At 30.3% G+C, this 14631-nt stretch carries 13 protein-coding genes; 11 read left to right on the forward strand and 2 right to left on the reverse strand.

Annotation, left to right across the window (positions count from 1 at the left end):
- Window positions 1–145: 145 nt before the first annotated feature.
- From MKX82_RS29805 to MKX82_RS29835, 7 genes are all read left to right on the forward strand, one after another.
- Window positions 146–652 carry a hypothetical protein gene (locus MKX82_RS29805; protein ID WP_341082280.1) on the forward strand — a complete coding sequence of 169 codons (507 nt, stop codon included), beginning with the start codon at window positions 146–148 and terminating at the stop codon, window positions 650–652.
- Window positions 653–669: 17 nt separating this feature from the next.
- Window positions 670–975 carry a helix-turn-helix domain-containing protein gene (locus MKX82_RS29810; RefSeq protein WP_341082282.1) on the forward strand — a complete coding sequence of 102 codons (306 nt, stop codon included), beginning with the start codon at window positions 670–672 and terminating at the stop codon, window positions 973–975.
- 223 nt (window positions 976–1198) lie between these two features.
- Window positions 1199–2107 carry a C39 family peptidase gene (locus MKX82_RS29815; protein ID WP_341082283.1) on the forward strand — a complete coding sequence of 303 codons (909 nt, stop codon included), beginning with the start codon at window positions 1199–1201 and terminating at the stop codon, window positions 2105–2107.
- Window positions 2108–2186: 79 nt separating this feature from the next.
- Window positions 2187–2720: a hypothetical protein gene (locus MKX82_RS29820; RefSeq protein ID WP_341082284.1), complete on the forward strand. Its 534-nt coding sequence runs from the start codon at window positions 2187–2189 to the stop codon at window positions 2718–2720.
- Window positions 2721–2853: 133 nt separating this feature from the next.
- The gene (locus MKX82_RS29825; protein ID WP_341082285.1) at window positions 2854–3621 is read left to right on the forward strand and encodes a hypothetical protein; all 768 of its coding nucleotides are present in this window, start codon (window positions 2854–2856) and stop codon (window positions 3619–3621) included.
- On the forward strand, window positions 3596–3958 hold the full coding sequence (locus MKX82_RS29830) for a hypothetical protein (RefSeq protein WP_341082288.1): 363 nt from the start codon (window positions 3596–3598) through the stop codon (window positions 3956–3958). Before MKX82_RS29825 ends, MKX82_RS29830 begins: the two co-directional genes overlap by 26 nt.
- 515 nt (window positions 3959–4473) lie before the next feature.
- Window positions 4474–4629 carry a hypothetical protein gene (locus MKX82_RS29835; RefSeq protein WP_341082290.1) on the forward strand — a complete coding sequence of 52 codons (156 nt, stop codon included), beginning with the start codon at window positions 4474–4476 and terminating at the stop codon, window positions 4627–4629.
- 207 nt (window positions 4630–4836) lie between these two features.
- Here MKX82_RS29835 and MKX82_RS29840 read toward each other — a convergent pair whose 3' ends face one another.
- Window positions 4837–5181 carry a hypothetical protein gene (locus MKX82_RS29840; protein WP_341082291.1) on the reverse strand — a complete coding sequence of 115 codons (345 nt, stop codon included), beginning with the start codon at window positions 5179–5181 and terminating at the stop codon, window positions 4837–4839.
- A gap of 69 nt (window positions 5182–5250) precedes the next feature.
- Here MKX82_RS29840 and MKX82_RS29845 point away from each other — a divergent pair, with 69 nt between their 5' ends.
- From MKX82_RS29845 to MKX82_RS29855, 3 genes are all read left to right on the forward strand, one after another.
- Window positions 5251–5790, forward strand: coding sequence for a hypothetical protein (locus MKX82_RS29845; protein ID WP_341082292.1), 540 nt, complete (start codon window positions 5251–5253; stop codon window positions 5788–5790).
- 274 nt (window positions 5791–6064) lie between these two features.
- On the forward strand, window positions 6065–6802 hold the full coding sequence (locus MKX82_RS29850) for a hypothetical protein (RefSeq protein ID WP_341082293.1): 738 nt from the start codon (window positions 6065–6067) through the stop codon (window positions 6800–6802).
- A 318-nt stretch (window positions 6803–7120) separates the two neighbouring features.
- Complete coding sequence (locus MKX82_RS29855; RefSeq protein ID WP_341082294.1) at window positions 7121–7573, forward strand: hypothetical protein; 453 nt, start codon at window positions 7121–7123, stop codon at window positions 7571–7573.
- 227 nt (window positions 7574–7800) lie between these two features.
- Here MKX82_RS29855 and MKX82_RS29860 read toward each other — a convergent pair whose 3' ends face one another.
- On the reverse strand, window positions 7801–8217 hold the full coding sequence (locus tag MKX82_RS29860) for a DUF4304 domain-containing protein (RefSeq protein ID WP_341082295.1): 417 nt from the start codon (window positions 8215–8217) through the stop codon (window positions 7801–7803).
- A 232-nt stretch (window positions 8218–8449) separates the two neighbouring features.
- On the opposite strand from MKX82_RS29860, the gene MKX82_RS29865 reads away from it, so the two are divergent.
- The gene (locus tag MKX82_RS29865) at window positions 8450–14617 is read left to right on the forward strand and encodes a DNRLRE domain-containing protein (RefSeq protein WP_341082296.1); all 6168 of its coding nucleotides are present in this window, start codon (window positions 8450–8452) and stop codon (window positions 14615–14617) included.
- Window positions 14618–14631 lie beyond the last annotated feature (14 nt).

A 14631-nucleotide genomic window follows, 5' to 3' on the forward strand; every position in this document is an offset into this window, starting at 1 on the left:
AGGTGAAACCCAAAACATTAAAAGAAAAAACATATGCTAAAATAAGTAAAAAAGGCTTAAATACATAAAAACAATGGACAAGGGAGGGGAATGTGTCATATATGACATAAATTGTTTAACGTTTTATTGCATATATGATATTATAATGGTAAAGTTAAATAAGAAAGCAAAAGTAATCTCATTTCCCAATGATTACAATAGAGACATATTCGCACCATATTTAGTTAGCTTAGGAAAAAAGGCAGAAAGTGAACATAAATATCGGGTTCAGTTAGCATATCTTTTAAAAGCCCTAGACTATATGCAATATGTAGATTTTTCTAACCTACCTACAGGCTCAAATCGTTTTTTTCATGAACTTGAAATTACAGTTGAAGGTAAAACTTATAGCAAAAGTTTTGAGTTGATAAAGCCTTTGGCCAAAGAAAATATTTATGAACTCCGAATAAATATAGAAGAATCCGAATGGAGATTTAGAGCAATTTTCTTTCCTTATACTTATAAAGGGGTACAGTACTACTGCTTTATTTATCCTTTTGTAAAGAAAGAACAAGTACAATTTGATTTAACAAACCAATTTAGAGATAAAGCATACAGTATTTATTATAATTTGAACCAAGAACCGTCTAAATATGTAAAGTATTTTAAGTAAGATAGGAGGTAATTATATTGGATTTAGTTAACATGGGACATGATATTGTACAAAATATACCAGAATTACATGATACATTTTTTAGCTTTTCAGCTAGTTTGGGTAAATTAGTTTTTGCTGCTCGAATGGATAAGAAACTTACGCAAAAAGAGTTAGCTGATAAATCTGGGGTTGCTGTTAAGACAATCCACCGTATAGAAGGTGGAAGTGGTGGGGTTACAGATAAGACTTATCAAAAAGTTTTCACCGCATTAAAACTTTCCCAAGACGATCTAGCAGAAGCTTTTAAAAAAACTCCTAATAAGGTTTTAGCAAAAGTGTAAGGTTGATATCAAAGAGATATCTCTAAAAGGTATCTCTTTTCTTAAAAACATAAAGTATACATGTATACTTTATGAAAATTATACAAAATAGTTCTTAAGTATTATTAAAACTTCTTATATGTGAAGTGCTTTCATGTTATCATCCAACTATATACATACATAATCTGTCTTTCTTAGGTATATGGATATAGTTGTAAAAAATAAAGAAATAGGGGAAACTATTATGAACAGACCAAAACATAAGAAAAACAAAATCACTAAAAAGTTATTTGCAATGGTTGCCGTAATGGTGATGCTTCTTACTATGATGGGAGAATCTTTTAGTCATAAGGTGGAAGCAGCATCAAAAACAACTACTATTTATTCAGTCAATGCTTCTGCTCTTAATGTAAGAAGTGGTGCAGGAACTAAATATAAGACAATTGGTTCCTTAAAAAGAAATGAGATTGTTTCCGTTAAAAAAACAATGTCCAATGGTTGGTATCAAATCAATTATAAAAGTAAAAAGGGATATGTTAGTGGACAATATATATCTAAAACAAAAGTGTTAAACGTACCCCTAATTAAACAAAGACCACAATTACCTTCTGGTTGTGAAGTTACTTCGGTAGCAATGGCTTTAGCTTATTATGGCAAGAAAGTAGATAAAACAGTTTTAGCTAAAGAAATGCCAAAAGATAAGACTGCATTAAAAAGAAATAAAGACGGTTCAATAAAAACATGGGGAGATCCAGAGGTAGGTTTTGTTGGTGACCCATTTGGGACAGGCTTTACAATTAATCCAAAACCATTGAAAAAAGTAGTGGATAAGTATAGAAAAGGAAGTCTTGCTTTATATGGGAAAAATTTCAGTACAATTGAAGGTTATGTTAAGGATGGAAAGCCAACTGTAGTATGGTTTACTATCTCACATGAAATGCCGTATAACCGTTATTGGAAGACGTCAAAAGGAAAAAAAATCACGGCTCCTAGCCCACTACATGCTATTGTAGTAACAGGTGTTGATAAAAAATATGTTTATTTTAATGATCCTGAATCCAATAAACAAAGTGGTCAACATGTTAGAATGGCAAAAGATAAGTTTGTTAAGATTTACAACGCAATGGGAAAAAAAGCCCTTGTAGTTAAATAATTACTAGAAAAAGAGATACATAGATATCTCTTTTTTAGTGTTTACAAAAAAAATATGAACAATGAAATGGGGAAATAAAATGCCTTCAATTACATCATTAGCTCCTTATATTGCACTGATAGCGGGGATTATAGTTGCTTATTTAACGTTTAAAAGCCAACTAAGATTAAAGTCATATGAATTGCTTCTAAAGCGTAGAGAAGAGGTTTTGAGTGATATTGAAAAAGAAATAGAAAAATTGCAAACAATTAATCTAGAGATAGAAGGAAATACAACATCCCCAACTTTTGAGCGATATGGAAGAGATTACTTTCAAAATGGATTAATTTTATACCATAAAATGAAGGGAGCAAATTTTGGGAAGACTGCCGGTTACTTAATAGAATCTTATTATCATATTAATAACGAAAAAATAGGAGTAAATAATATTACGAAAGAAGAACTAGGAAGTTGGATTTTTAGGAAAACCAATACTTTATCAACGCTTTATGGATTGGCTCATTCTAAAGTAAATATGGAAATTCAATATCTTACACTACCAGGGTATCAGCGGCTTTACAAGAATGTGAAATCCTTATTTGAAAAATGGAAAAACAGAAGAAATAATGATTGAAAAAAGTGGGGTTTCTCCACTTTTTTTATTGAATATATTTTTATACCATTTAAAATAGAACGTATATTCCTTTGATTTTCTTAGATGATTTAATTGTATAGATAATAAACCATAAATAGAAAGGGTGTGCAATATGAGTAAGAATCAAGAATACCAAAATAACGCAGAGCAAAAATGCTTGGATTTAGTAAAAAATAATTTATATAAGAAAGATTGTTTTGGTATGTCTGATCAACAGTATATTGAATTGCAAAAATGGTTAAAGGATGCTAGGCCTAATCAGAGTAGTAATGAATTTCCTGATTTTGTATTTGAAAATGGTTTTATAGAACATTTTGCAATTACTTCATCGTTAGAGGGAAGAAAAGGCGCAAAACAGAAGCAAGAATCTATGATTTTAAGAAGGGAGAGCGAAACAGCTTTTTTAAGTGAACTTGATAGTAGTGAAGACAGACCACTAGTAAGCAAATCATTTTTTCGCCCATTTGAACAACACTCACATCTTAATATTGTAAATTCAGTTAAGAAAAATTGGCAAAAACACATAAAAAGTTATGAGAAAATATCTCCTCCTAAACATGGTATTTTTTTACTTGAATATACGGATTTTAATATTCACACTGCAATTTGCAAAGAAAATGAGTTAGCAGAAATATACAGCTCATATAGAATAAGTGCAGACAAAAATTTATTAGAGTGGATATATACATTTAACGGAAAAATTGAATATCTAATCTTGAGTAATCCATTCTCTATTGAAGTAATAAGAATAGAACAAATACTTAACATTATAGAGAACATCCCAAGAGTTATATATGAACCTGTTATAGGCATGGAATCTAATAAATATATAGCTGCTAAAGGAAGTGGAATAAGTGACAAAGATAACAGACGAACATAGAAGAATAATTGAGCAATCCATCTATTTACCTTTAGTATTGTCAGTATTGGAGCATGACAGAAAAGCAACCGAAAAATCTTCCTTTAAGATTAAGCTAGTTTATCTAAACCTAATTGAATACACAATGTTAAAGGTGCAAAAGGATCTTAAAAAGATTAATGATGATATGCGTAAATTCAATATGAAAGCTATCAGAGGTAATAATGATGGAGTATTTACAGAATATGATTTCTATTATAAAGGATATCATGAAAAACATAGATATTTTAATGCTAACCTCAGAAATAAATCAGAATTACTTCTGGATTATTATTTAAACAAGGATAACAATAACTAAAAAACACTTCTTTCTAATAACATAGGACTGACAAACAATGCAGTTCACCTCATAATTAATATTACTCCCTAATTATAAGAAGTTCATTATGAGTTAAATACCAACCAAAGATTTTATATACATATTATAAACCATATTTAATCGACTATATAAAGTTAAGAATTAACCGATATATTTACTAAACACAAATAGCCCTAAGAAATAGGTATTTCTTTTAGGGCAATCTATTATGTTTGTATTTTTAATAAGAGTACCTACCTTATCAGTAACTTACAAGGTACACACTATAGTTATTGTTTCTTATGCCATATGATCGATCAAGGCATTTAATATTTGTGTTTGGAGAAAACTAATCTATTATTAACTTTCGATATTCTTCCTTTATACTCGAAGGAGAGTAAAGATATCTGAGTTGCGCGCTAACTCATCCAGTTACTAATATTTCATTCTCTTGCACCTTTTATCATTATTAACAATTATTCTTTTTCTAATACATAATAGGAGAATTCAATTAGATGGATAAAATGAAAACATTACTTTCATACATACATGAATCAGCCATATTTCCAGAAGATGGACCTTCATATGCTGATAGGCAGAAAACAAACCTTTTTATTTTTGATAGAGAAAATCTGGAAGAATTGATATTGAAAGAATTAAAGAACAAATAGAACGATATAGAACGGAAAAAAATAAAAAAGGAAGTTGTTAGTTGGATTTTGGAAGTGTACAAAACCTAATGGGCTTCAAAATGATAATAAGGTATAAATAAAGTAAAAGTTTATTCCCTTTAACACTGACATATTTGATATCACTAATTTTGCGCTTGAATATTATAAAAGTACCCACTATTTGTATTATTAGTGGGTACTTTGTGTTTAATTATGATTTTCGATTCCTAACAATAAATTCAATTCATTATTCAGTCTTTTATATTCCTCAACTTCAAATGACACTGTTACTCTATCAACTCGTTTTGAGTCTGGATAAAGGTACAATTGTTGGTTGAACTTTACACCGATAGGTGAAATTATTTGATAAATTAAATTTAAAATTTTAAAACATTCAAAGTCTACTCCTTCTTTTAGATGATTTTTAACACTAACAACAATTAAATTGTTAATATTTTCAACCTTAGGTTTCCTAGTTGAAATATTATTAATTTTGCATTGTCCTTTTAAAACACGCTCAAAAATATCTGAATTTTTTATATTTTCTTCCAAAAACAACACTCCTTTATTTTTTTATGGTAACATTATACATATATAAAATAAATAGGAGGAAATAGAAATATGAGGAAATTTTTTGTTGGGGTATTTGTTTTATTAGTATCCTTTATTATTGCAGATCGAACTTTTGCTAGTGAAAATGACATTCAATTAGAAGATTTAACTACGCAAGGAGAAATAATTTATCAGGACGAAGAAATTACTGTAAGAGATTTTGGTAATGATCCTGACATTGCTAATCTTATCAAAGAAGAACCAAATAGTGTAACAGCTAATACAAATAATACTGGAATCGGTATTCAAGCAGTTGGACCAGGTGGGAGTGCAAATGTTACTGCTGCTACAAATGGAAGAACGATTTACTATACTGTTAGACCAGCTACATTATGGCCTTACCATTTTAGTGGCGTAATAAAATTAAGATATTATTCTGGTTTTAAAAGAGATGCAACAATAGGAGGTATGGGAGCTGCTGGTTCTTCTGTTAGTGGTGCTGTATCAATGAATAAAAACAACGGTGGATATGCAACATTATCTGGTAAAGCTTATTCTCTTGATGGTGATGAGTATAAGGTATTACCTGGAGTTGGGGTTGCATATTAAAGTTTAGTATGTTTTAAAGAAAACTGCACAATTATTACTTAGCAATCGCAATGAATTTCTAAACGTCTACTTATTATAGTAGACGTTTTTTCTTTGAATCAACCAATCTATTTGTAGTTCACATATTTTAATAGTTTTAATAAAACAGTAAATTAAAGTTTGAAATAATGTTGATTTTACCATTTGTATCACTAAAATTATTACAAAACATTTGTTCGTCTCTTGGCTAGAATTATGGTAAAATATTCATAAGAAAAACTTTGGAGGTGTGTTGTTGAGGCATCGTAATAATCGAACTGTTTTAGAAGAAAATTCACAAAAGGAATTAACCACTGTTCCGGGACCATTAGTAACTAAAATCATTATTGAAAATAGTCTGAGTAACGATTTTGAGGAAGCAAAAAAAGAGTGGGAATTAGTTACACATATTTCAAATGAATCAGATGAATTTGTTGAAAACTGCCAACTCTGTAACCATAAAAACTATATTGAAAATTGGTTAATACAAAATGCTAATACAAAGGCTTTATTAAAAGTAGGTTCAGATTGTATCAGACGATTTATACAGTTTGCTGGAACTGCAAATCAATATGACAGTAATACTTTCTTTGCTATTAAAGAAAAGGAAATAGGGAAAGAACTTGAGTTAAGAACATCATACAAAGAAGTTATTGGGATGCCATTACCAACTGTAAGAGCCGCCAATAGATTTAGAAAGCTTTGTAAAGAGTTGCTTGAGTCAAGAGGTCAAATTCATCTTCTTGCAACAACAGATGGTCAGTACGAAGTAATACAGCAGCTTTTTAGAGTGAATACACCAACAGCTAAAGAAATGAAAAATTTTGAATGGCTTATGCATGATCCGCCAAAATTACCTGTTCAAAAAGAAACTAAGAAATTCAGAGAAATAAAATATAAAGAGGGTACAACACTTAGAAGGAGTGCTAAAGTTACACGAAGCACGCTTGCTGACTCCAAGGCTTATCAAGATCCCTCAAAGAAATACGATTAAAAGCATCCATATTATTTGAACGTGCATTTTAGGTAAAGTTGGATGAATAGTTCTATTGATTTTAATCGCTATTATTACATCATTTACAATATTTATTTTGAATAGATATTTATCAAATGTAGCAGGAGTACATTGAAAGGAGTACCAATTTAGTACTCCTTTTTCTAACTATGCCTATTTTTCTATTTAGCGGAGCTTGCTAATAGCATTAAATTTTGTGGTGTGTTCTTTTTTAGAGGTTCCATTTTAAAAAAAGTAAGTATTTGTATCTAACTTCTTTTAAACTAAAAGTATGGTAAAAACCTAGAAGGAGGAATAATGATGAGTAACTATCCTTACGATATTATTAACGGAGAAGAAGTCCCCCCGTTAGTTATTAATGAAAATTATACCCTAACAGGAAAGCATAGTGGAACGGTTCAAGTAGAAAGTGGTGAATTTCAATTATTAGGGAGTTTGTCTGGAAGTTTACATGTTCATAGTGGTGCTACAGCATACATAAAGGGCAAACAAAGCGGGTCTGTTTCGGTTGATAGTGGTGGAAAAATAATAGTAATAGGTAACTTAAGCGGTTCTATGATGATTTCAAATAATAGTGTACTTATTGTTGAGCCGAATGGGAAAGCTTTTGGAAGTCTTCTTAATAATGGTACACTAATTTTAAGAGGTGTACTAGCTGGTGCAAGATCTGGACAAGGTGAACTTATAATTGAAGGTGCTGGTTATATTAAAACGCCAGTAATTAGAAATGGTATTCATTACTATCAATAATCTTAAGAAGAAATATAGAAATAGACTGGTGAATTCAAAATTCACCAGTCTATATTTATAATAATTGGTATTTTATTTGCATCTAAGTGTCATAACTTAAGATTTAATGTTCTAATTCTGTAATTGAGCTTAATTGTTAAATAGTAGGATAATTAAATTGATTTTTACTTTTAGTGATATAGAAAATAGTTGAGTTAATAAATAAGGAATTCCTATAGAGGAATTCCTTATTTATATAGAGAAGAAATCCATGTTTTATCCGAGGTATGTAAAAGTTTCAGAACACTATTTGCAACTTCAATGTAATCTTGGTCGCTTTTTGCAGATTCAAAATTAAACCATATACCGCCTTCATCTAATGATTTACCTCCTAATCTAAACCGATCATTTATAAAATGTGCAGTTACTTTATTTGGTGGAAGCTTTTCTCCCCTAATGACGGGAGTATCTTCCTTAGAACAACTAGCTAACTCAACAACAAAAGAGCCTCCCCATTTGTTGAATTGAAAGGTAATTAAATCAATGTTATTTTCATTTATTCTTCTGAAATGAGGAAGTGACCCTTTAAAACCTTGTTCTCTTAAAGCAGATATTACAACTTGTTTTAAAGCATTATCCATTTTCTTTCTTTCAATAGAAGCCATGGAATTACTCCTTTATTAATAAGATTTGTAGTTTGCCATACAGAGACTCATTCTTCAAGTTATAAAAATATTACATCATGAAAAGTATATCATACGTATAATCAGTCTAACGAGTATCCCAAAGTACTTATTACATTATGATTCAAATTACATTATGATTCAAGTTACTATAATAAATTATAAAATGTCGAAATATGTAGAAAAAAGGAGAATGATATTAGTATACCACTTTATGAATAATCGTTATAATGAAGCGTATTTTAAAATAATAGGGGGAATTCGTTTGTTTAAGAGGTTTATATTAATAATACTCAGTATTACTCTAGTTATCTCCATATTACCATCTTATGCTCAAGCTAATACTGGTAATGAGGTAGTAAATTCGACAGATGAGAGTACAAATATTTCAACTGATGAGATAATAGAAAATTCAGAAGAAATAGAAAACGAGAGAGATGAATATTCTAAAACATTCATAAATGATGAGGGACAACTTACAACAGAGATATACGCAGAGCCTATTCATACCAAAGTAGATGGGAAATGGGAGGAAATATCTACAGATATTATTCTAAATAGCAAAGATGAGTTACTTGAAACCGAAATAACTCAACTAGAAGCTGCATATCCTACTAAGATTTCTTCAAAAGAACAAATTAAATATTCCTTTGGAGAACATTCTTTAGAGTTTTCCAACATTACAGCAAGTGATGGGAAAGAAAGTTTTACTCTACAGCAACAACAAAATGCTGAGACAAATGAAAATAAAGTAACGTACAAAAATGTATTGCCAGGTATTGATTTAAGGCATGTTTCTTTGAATAAAGAAGTTAAAGAAGACTGGATTATTAACGAATATCAAGGAATAAATGAGTTTAACTATGTAGTTAATACTGATTTGTATCCTAAGTTAGAAGACGATGGATCAATTAGATTTTATGAAAATAAGGATTCAAAAGAAAAAGTATTTATTCTACCTTCACCTATGATGGAGGACTCCAATGTTAATAATGGTCTAGGTAACGGGGTAAAATCTAATCAATTGCACTATGAAATAGAAACAATTGATACTAATCAATATTCCATAAAATTAGTTGTTGATAAAAAGTGGTTGGAATCAGATGAAAGAGTATTCCCAGTATATATAGATCCTTCAGTTTCTGTAGATGCTATGGGTGACTCCTTTGTCTCAAGTGCTTACCCAAATACGAACTATAATAAGGAATGGGATTCAGTTCAGGGCGAATATGTTTTAAAAGTTGGTAAGTATGATAGTACAACAGGAACAAACTATGCTTTTATAAAGTTTTCCTTAACGAATTTAAAAGGTGCTGTGGTTGATTCTGCAGATTTAAAAACCTATGTAACGCATGCTTATTATGCTACACAAAAAACTGGACTTTGGGTGGATCGTGTAACAGGACCATGGTATGCAAATGAATTGACTTGGAATAATAAACCAGGATCTGCTGCCATTACCAGCACTACAGTTGCTAGAGATGAGTGGGCTACTTTCCCAGTTAAAGCAACTGTACAAGGATGGATTAATGGAGACTATCAAAATGATGGGTTTAAATTCCATACTAATGGAAACGGACAAACCTACTGGAAGAAGTTAAGTTCTGCTGAAACCGAAAATGTAGCTAAGTTAGTTATTTCTTATCATTATCCGACGATGAAGAATCCTACAGTAAAAGCTACACAAACTGCTGATGGAGCGACAACAGGCTATGTAGATGTTTCCTGGCCTTCTATGAATGGGGCTAAATCTTACGAATTACAAATGTATAATGGGAAAAGTTTTGAAACTGTTTATACAGGGACTGGGACAAGTTGGTCTTCGAAAAATAAAAAAATGTTCCCTAAATCTCCTTACTCTACAAGCAGCAGTTACAAACTTGACGGTACAGGTGTTGAACTTCCAGTTGATCCAAGTGCTTTTTATTCGGCAAAGAGTGGGACTTCAACTACAAGAAAAGAATATGGTTTTAAGGTAAAGGCTATATATGAGAATGGATCAAGTCCTTTATCTGCTGAAGTAAAAAAAGCAATCCCTGCTAATTTGGTAGATACACCAGACATGCCTACAGTAAAAGGTTATGCATATCCTGAAACTGACGTTACGAATAAAGAAAAAGGTTGGTTGGATATTAAATGGGATGCTGTGGCTGGAGCAAAAGGTTATAAGGTATTAATTTATAACGGTAAAGATTATGAAAGTTTTAATGTAGGAAATGTTACAAGTTGGTCAACTAAAGGACAAAAGATATGGCCTACTAGTACCGAAATTTCAGCTGGTAAGTTTGCTCTACATCACGATAAAAATGGTTCAGAGCTTCCAATAGACCCAAGACAAACTTATACAAATGCTAATGATGGATACCAATCATTTAAAAGGTATTCTATTGTAGTAGTTGCAGTAAGTGATTTAGGAGAAACACCAAGGTCGGTCTCAAATTACGGATACATACAATTACCAACAGTAAAGAATATCTCCGTATCAAATGAGATTGTGGATGACGTAAATAATCGAGGAATTCTAAATATTAAATGGGATAAGATAGATGTTGCTGGTGGCTACATTGTGGAAATCAATGACGGTAGTGGCTACCGAAGTTATGATGTTGGAAATGTGACGTCTTGGTCTACATTAGAAGATGAAAATGGAGAAGTATTTAGATTATTTCCGAATGTAGATTATCTACCAATGGATCCGACTCCTTATTATAAAAAGAATGGGGCGGATTCATCACTGTTTAGTAAAAAAGAATATGAAGTAAGAGTAAGAGCTTATACAATTAATGATGAAATAGAACCTCCTAGTGAAAAAGATAAAATTGATGGGCCAAGAGGATTAAGTGCAGCATCAACTAGTGTTTATACCTCCTTTGTACCCAATGATGAATTATCAGGTATAGAAGACTATTACACTTTCGGAACACATGAGATTGGAAATGCAGAAGCATCAGTGAATGTTACAACAGGAAATTTAAATCTTAATTTTAAAGATCATTCTATCTATACAAGAAGAATTGAGGAATTTAATTTTAATAGATACTATAATTCCAAATCTAATCAATCTTCTGTATTAGGTAAAGGATGGACATTTAACGGAAATGAATACTTTGTAAAGAAAGACTCCAATTCTTCCGATTTTTATTATTTTGATGAAGACGGTACAAGACATGAGTTTGTTTATAACCCTAAAACTGGGACATATACATCGCCTAAAGGAAAGTATCTTCAATTAAAAGATGTTTCAGTAAATAGCAAAGCAGGGTTTGCATTGGCTGATAAAGAAGGTTTTACAAAATATTTTGAAGCCAATCCTACTTTACCAAATAGTTATCGATTATCTTATTATAAAGATAATAATAATAACCAAATTAGATTTAAGTACTCAGAGGACAATAAATTAATAGAAGTTTTAGAAGTGGATGAAAATAATAACCCTATTCTTAAAAGTAGTTTGAAATTCACATATTCAGGTGATCTTATAACTATGTCTAGTTATAATAACCGTTCGGTTATTTATACGTATGATGATGAGAAGCGATTGATTAAAACAACAATTAACGCAAATGGGACCGAAAAGTCTATTACTAACTTATTTGATTATAATGAGGATAACAATTTAACAGTTTATACGGATGCTAAAAATAATATAAACACTTTCAGTTATGAGGATAACAAATTAGAAGTACTTACACCACAAAGTGACGGTAATGAATCTGTACTTACCACTTACAAGTATGACAAAGCTAATAATAAATATTATCAGATTGATATTGAAGGCAACACAACAACTTACGAACGTGATACTGTTAATAATACATTTGCTGTAGCAACTGTTATAAATGATGATGAAACCCAAAGTAAGGTAACATATGACGAAAATTATAATGAGTTAACAGAAACTGATGAATTAGGTAACTCATCCGTAAATAAATATGATGGTAATGGCAATATACTAACCAATACTGATAAAGAAGGAAACATTACAGCTTTTACTTACAACGATAAAAATCAGGTCATTGAGGAGATAAGTCCCGATGGCATAAAGACAATCAATCAGTACTCGGGATATAATTTAATAAGTACTCAAATAGGTGATGAACTGAAAAAGTATGAGTACGATAAATATGGGCGACAAACTAAAGAAATATATCAAAATAATACAGCGATTATTCAAACCTACGATGATGCTAATAATAAAACAATTATTAAAGATATCAATGGTAATTCTACAACTACTATTTTTGATGATTTTGGTCAAGTGGTTAAAGAATTTGATGGTGAGAATAGGGCAACAGGTTATAAGTATGATTTATTATATCCAGAGATTAAAACAGGGGTAACTGATGGTAATGGTAATACCACAACTTACGAATATGATAATAATGGTAATATCACTGCTGTAATAAATCCTAATGATAATCGAAAAACATTTAAATATAATGGAAATAATCAACTTTTAGAATCTGTTTATCCTATAAATGCTAATCTAACAAATAAAGTTATTAATACCTATGACGAGACCGGAAATCTTAAGACCGTAAAAATGAATTCAGGTACTACAAAGAATTATGATTATGATGATTTATATCAAATTAAGAATGTTTCATTTAAAAATAAAAATGGACAAGACTCATTATTAATAACTAATGGATATGATGATTTAGGAAATGTTACGAGTGTAACTTTAAAAAATATTATTACAAATAGTAATATAATTGAAAAACAAATTAGTTATACGGCAACTAATTTAATTAGTAATTATAATCAAGGCAATTACTCTACGAGCAATGAATATGATGCTAGTGATCGGATAAAAAACAAAATAATTAATTATAATGATACAGTGAAAAGTTTAAAAATTAATCAACAGTTCGAGTATGATGAAATAGGAAAAATAAGTAGTACTATATCCAGTTTAGGTTCAACCCCTTTATTTAAGAATGTGTATACTTATGATTCAGACCAAAATAAAGTGGTACAAAATTATAACGATGGTTTAGTTGAAAGTACTTCCCTATTTAATAAGAGTAGTAAAGTGAATTCTATTCAATATAAAATTAATGATTCGACTCTTTTACAATCATTATCTTATGAGTATGATAATTCAGGTAATATTTTAAAGGAAATTAGTAAGAATAATAGTGTAACTTATTCTTATGATGGTGATGACCAATTAGTAAAGGAAAATTTTCAAAATGGTACCACTAATGAGTATCAATACGATAATCTTGGTAATAGGGTAAAAGCCATTGTAAAGGGAAAAGAAATAGCTTATTCCTATAATGAGGGTAACCAGATCATTGAGAAAAACAAAATACCATATATATATGATACTGATGGGAAACTTATAAAAGATGATGTTTTTAAGTATGAATATAATGATATGGGATCTTTAACTAAAGTTAGTAACTTAAATAATAATGAAGTAGCTAGATATGAATATGATGAAAATGGTTTAAGAATAAAGAAGTTAATTGGATCTAAAACTATTGAATATTACTATGATAATAACAAACTTGCAATAGAAATTTTGAAAGAAAATAATCAAATAATAAGTTATCGATATTATCAATGGGATGGCAATGATGAAATAATCACAGGCATGCTGATATATAATAAAAAACAAGATAACACTTGGGAAACTAATAAATATTTATTCTTAAGAAATCAAAGAGGGGATGTTATTAGCATAATCGATAGTAAAGGAGCTGAGGTTGGTTCATATGAGTATGATGCATTCGGTAATATTATTAGCTTAAAAGGAGTAATTGCTGAAGAGAATTCTATTCGTTACGCCAACTATTATTATGATAATGAGACTAAACATTATTATCTTAAAGCTAGGTATTACAATCCTATAGATGGTGTTTTTCTAACACTTGATCCAGAAGCTGGACAAGTTACTGACTTAACCTCACAACATGGTTATATATATGCTGAAAATAATCCTAATTATTTTATTGATATTGATGGAAGAAGAGGGATTAGAATATACGGAGGTAGTAGGACAAAGACTAAAGGACTGTATATATATCCTTCATTCTCCACTGGTAAAGATGGCGAAGATTATATTCATATGATTTTTGGAGGGGATCCGCACAAGTACTTTTGGACTGAAGTTGATGGTGGGGGTGGTAGAATAATAGATGTGTATGCTAATAAAGTTGCTCATGAAGTCAAGGTTGGATATGCTACTAAATCCTCTAGGCATAAATTACAAGTTAGAAAAGATGCTTGGTTACTAAAAAACGAAAAGAAAAAAGTAGTATATGCGTATTGGCATTTCCTTAGAAGTAAGAAAACAGGTAAGTGTGGTGCTTCTGAACCATTAAGAAATTACTTAAAGAGTAAAGGTATAGGTTTTTGGGTGTACAGTGCTTAATTAGAGATAGAATT

The organism is Niallia sp. FSL R7-0271 (assembly GCF_038005785.1).
Classification (GTDB): Bacteria; Bacillota; Bacilli; order Bacillales; family Cytobacillaceae; genus Niallia.

Excerpts from the sequence above, each read along its gene's own strand:
- MKX82_RS29805 (WP_341082280.1), top strand. The coding sequence starts at position 146 with ATGGTAAAGTTAAATAAGAAAGCAAAAGTAATCTCATTTCCCAATGAT.
- MKX82_RS29815 (WP_341082283.1), top strand. The coding sequence starts at position 1,199 with ATGAACAGACCAAAACATAAGAAAAACAAAATCACTAAAAAGTTATTT.
- MKX82_RS29820 (WP_341082284.1), top strand. The coding sequence starts at position 2,187 with ATGCCTTCAATTACATCATTAGCTCCTTATATTGCACTGATAGCGGGG.
- MKX82_RS29825 (WP_341082285.1), top strand. The coding sequence starts at position 2,854 with ATGAGTAAGAATCAAGAATACCAAAATAACGCAGAGCAAAAATGCTTG.
- MKX82_RS29835 (WP_341082290.1), top strand. The coding sequence starts at position 4,474 with ATGGATAAAATGAAAACATTACTTTCATACATACATGAATCAGCCATA.
- MKX82_RS29845 (WP_341082292.1), top strand. The coding sequence starts at position 5,251 with ATGAGGAAATTTTTTGTTGGGGTATTTGTTTTATTAGTATCCTTTATT.
- MKX82_RS29855 (WP_341082294.1), top strand. The coding sequence starts at position 7,121 with ATGATGAGTAACTATCCTTACGATATTATTAACGGAGAAGAAGTCCCC.
- MKX82_RS29860 (WP_341082295.1), bottom strand. The coding sequence starts at position 8,217 with ATGGCTTCTATTGAAAGAAAGAAAATGGATAATGCTTTAAAACAAGTT.
- MKX82_RS29865 (WP_341082296.1), top strand. The coding sequence starts at position 8,450 with ATGAATAATCGTTATAATGAAGCGTATTTTAAAATAATAGGGGGAATT.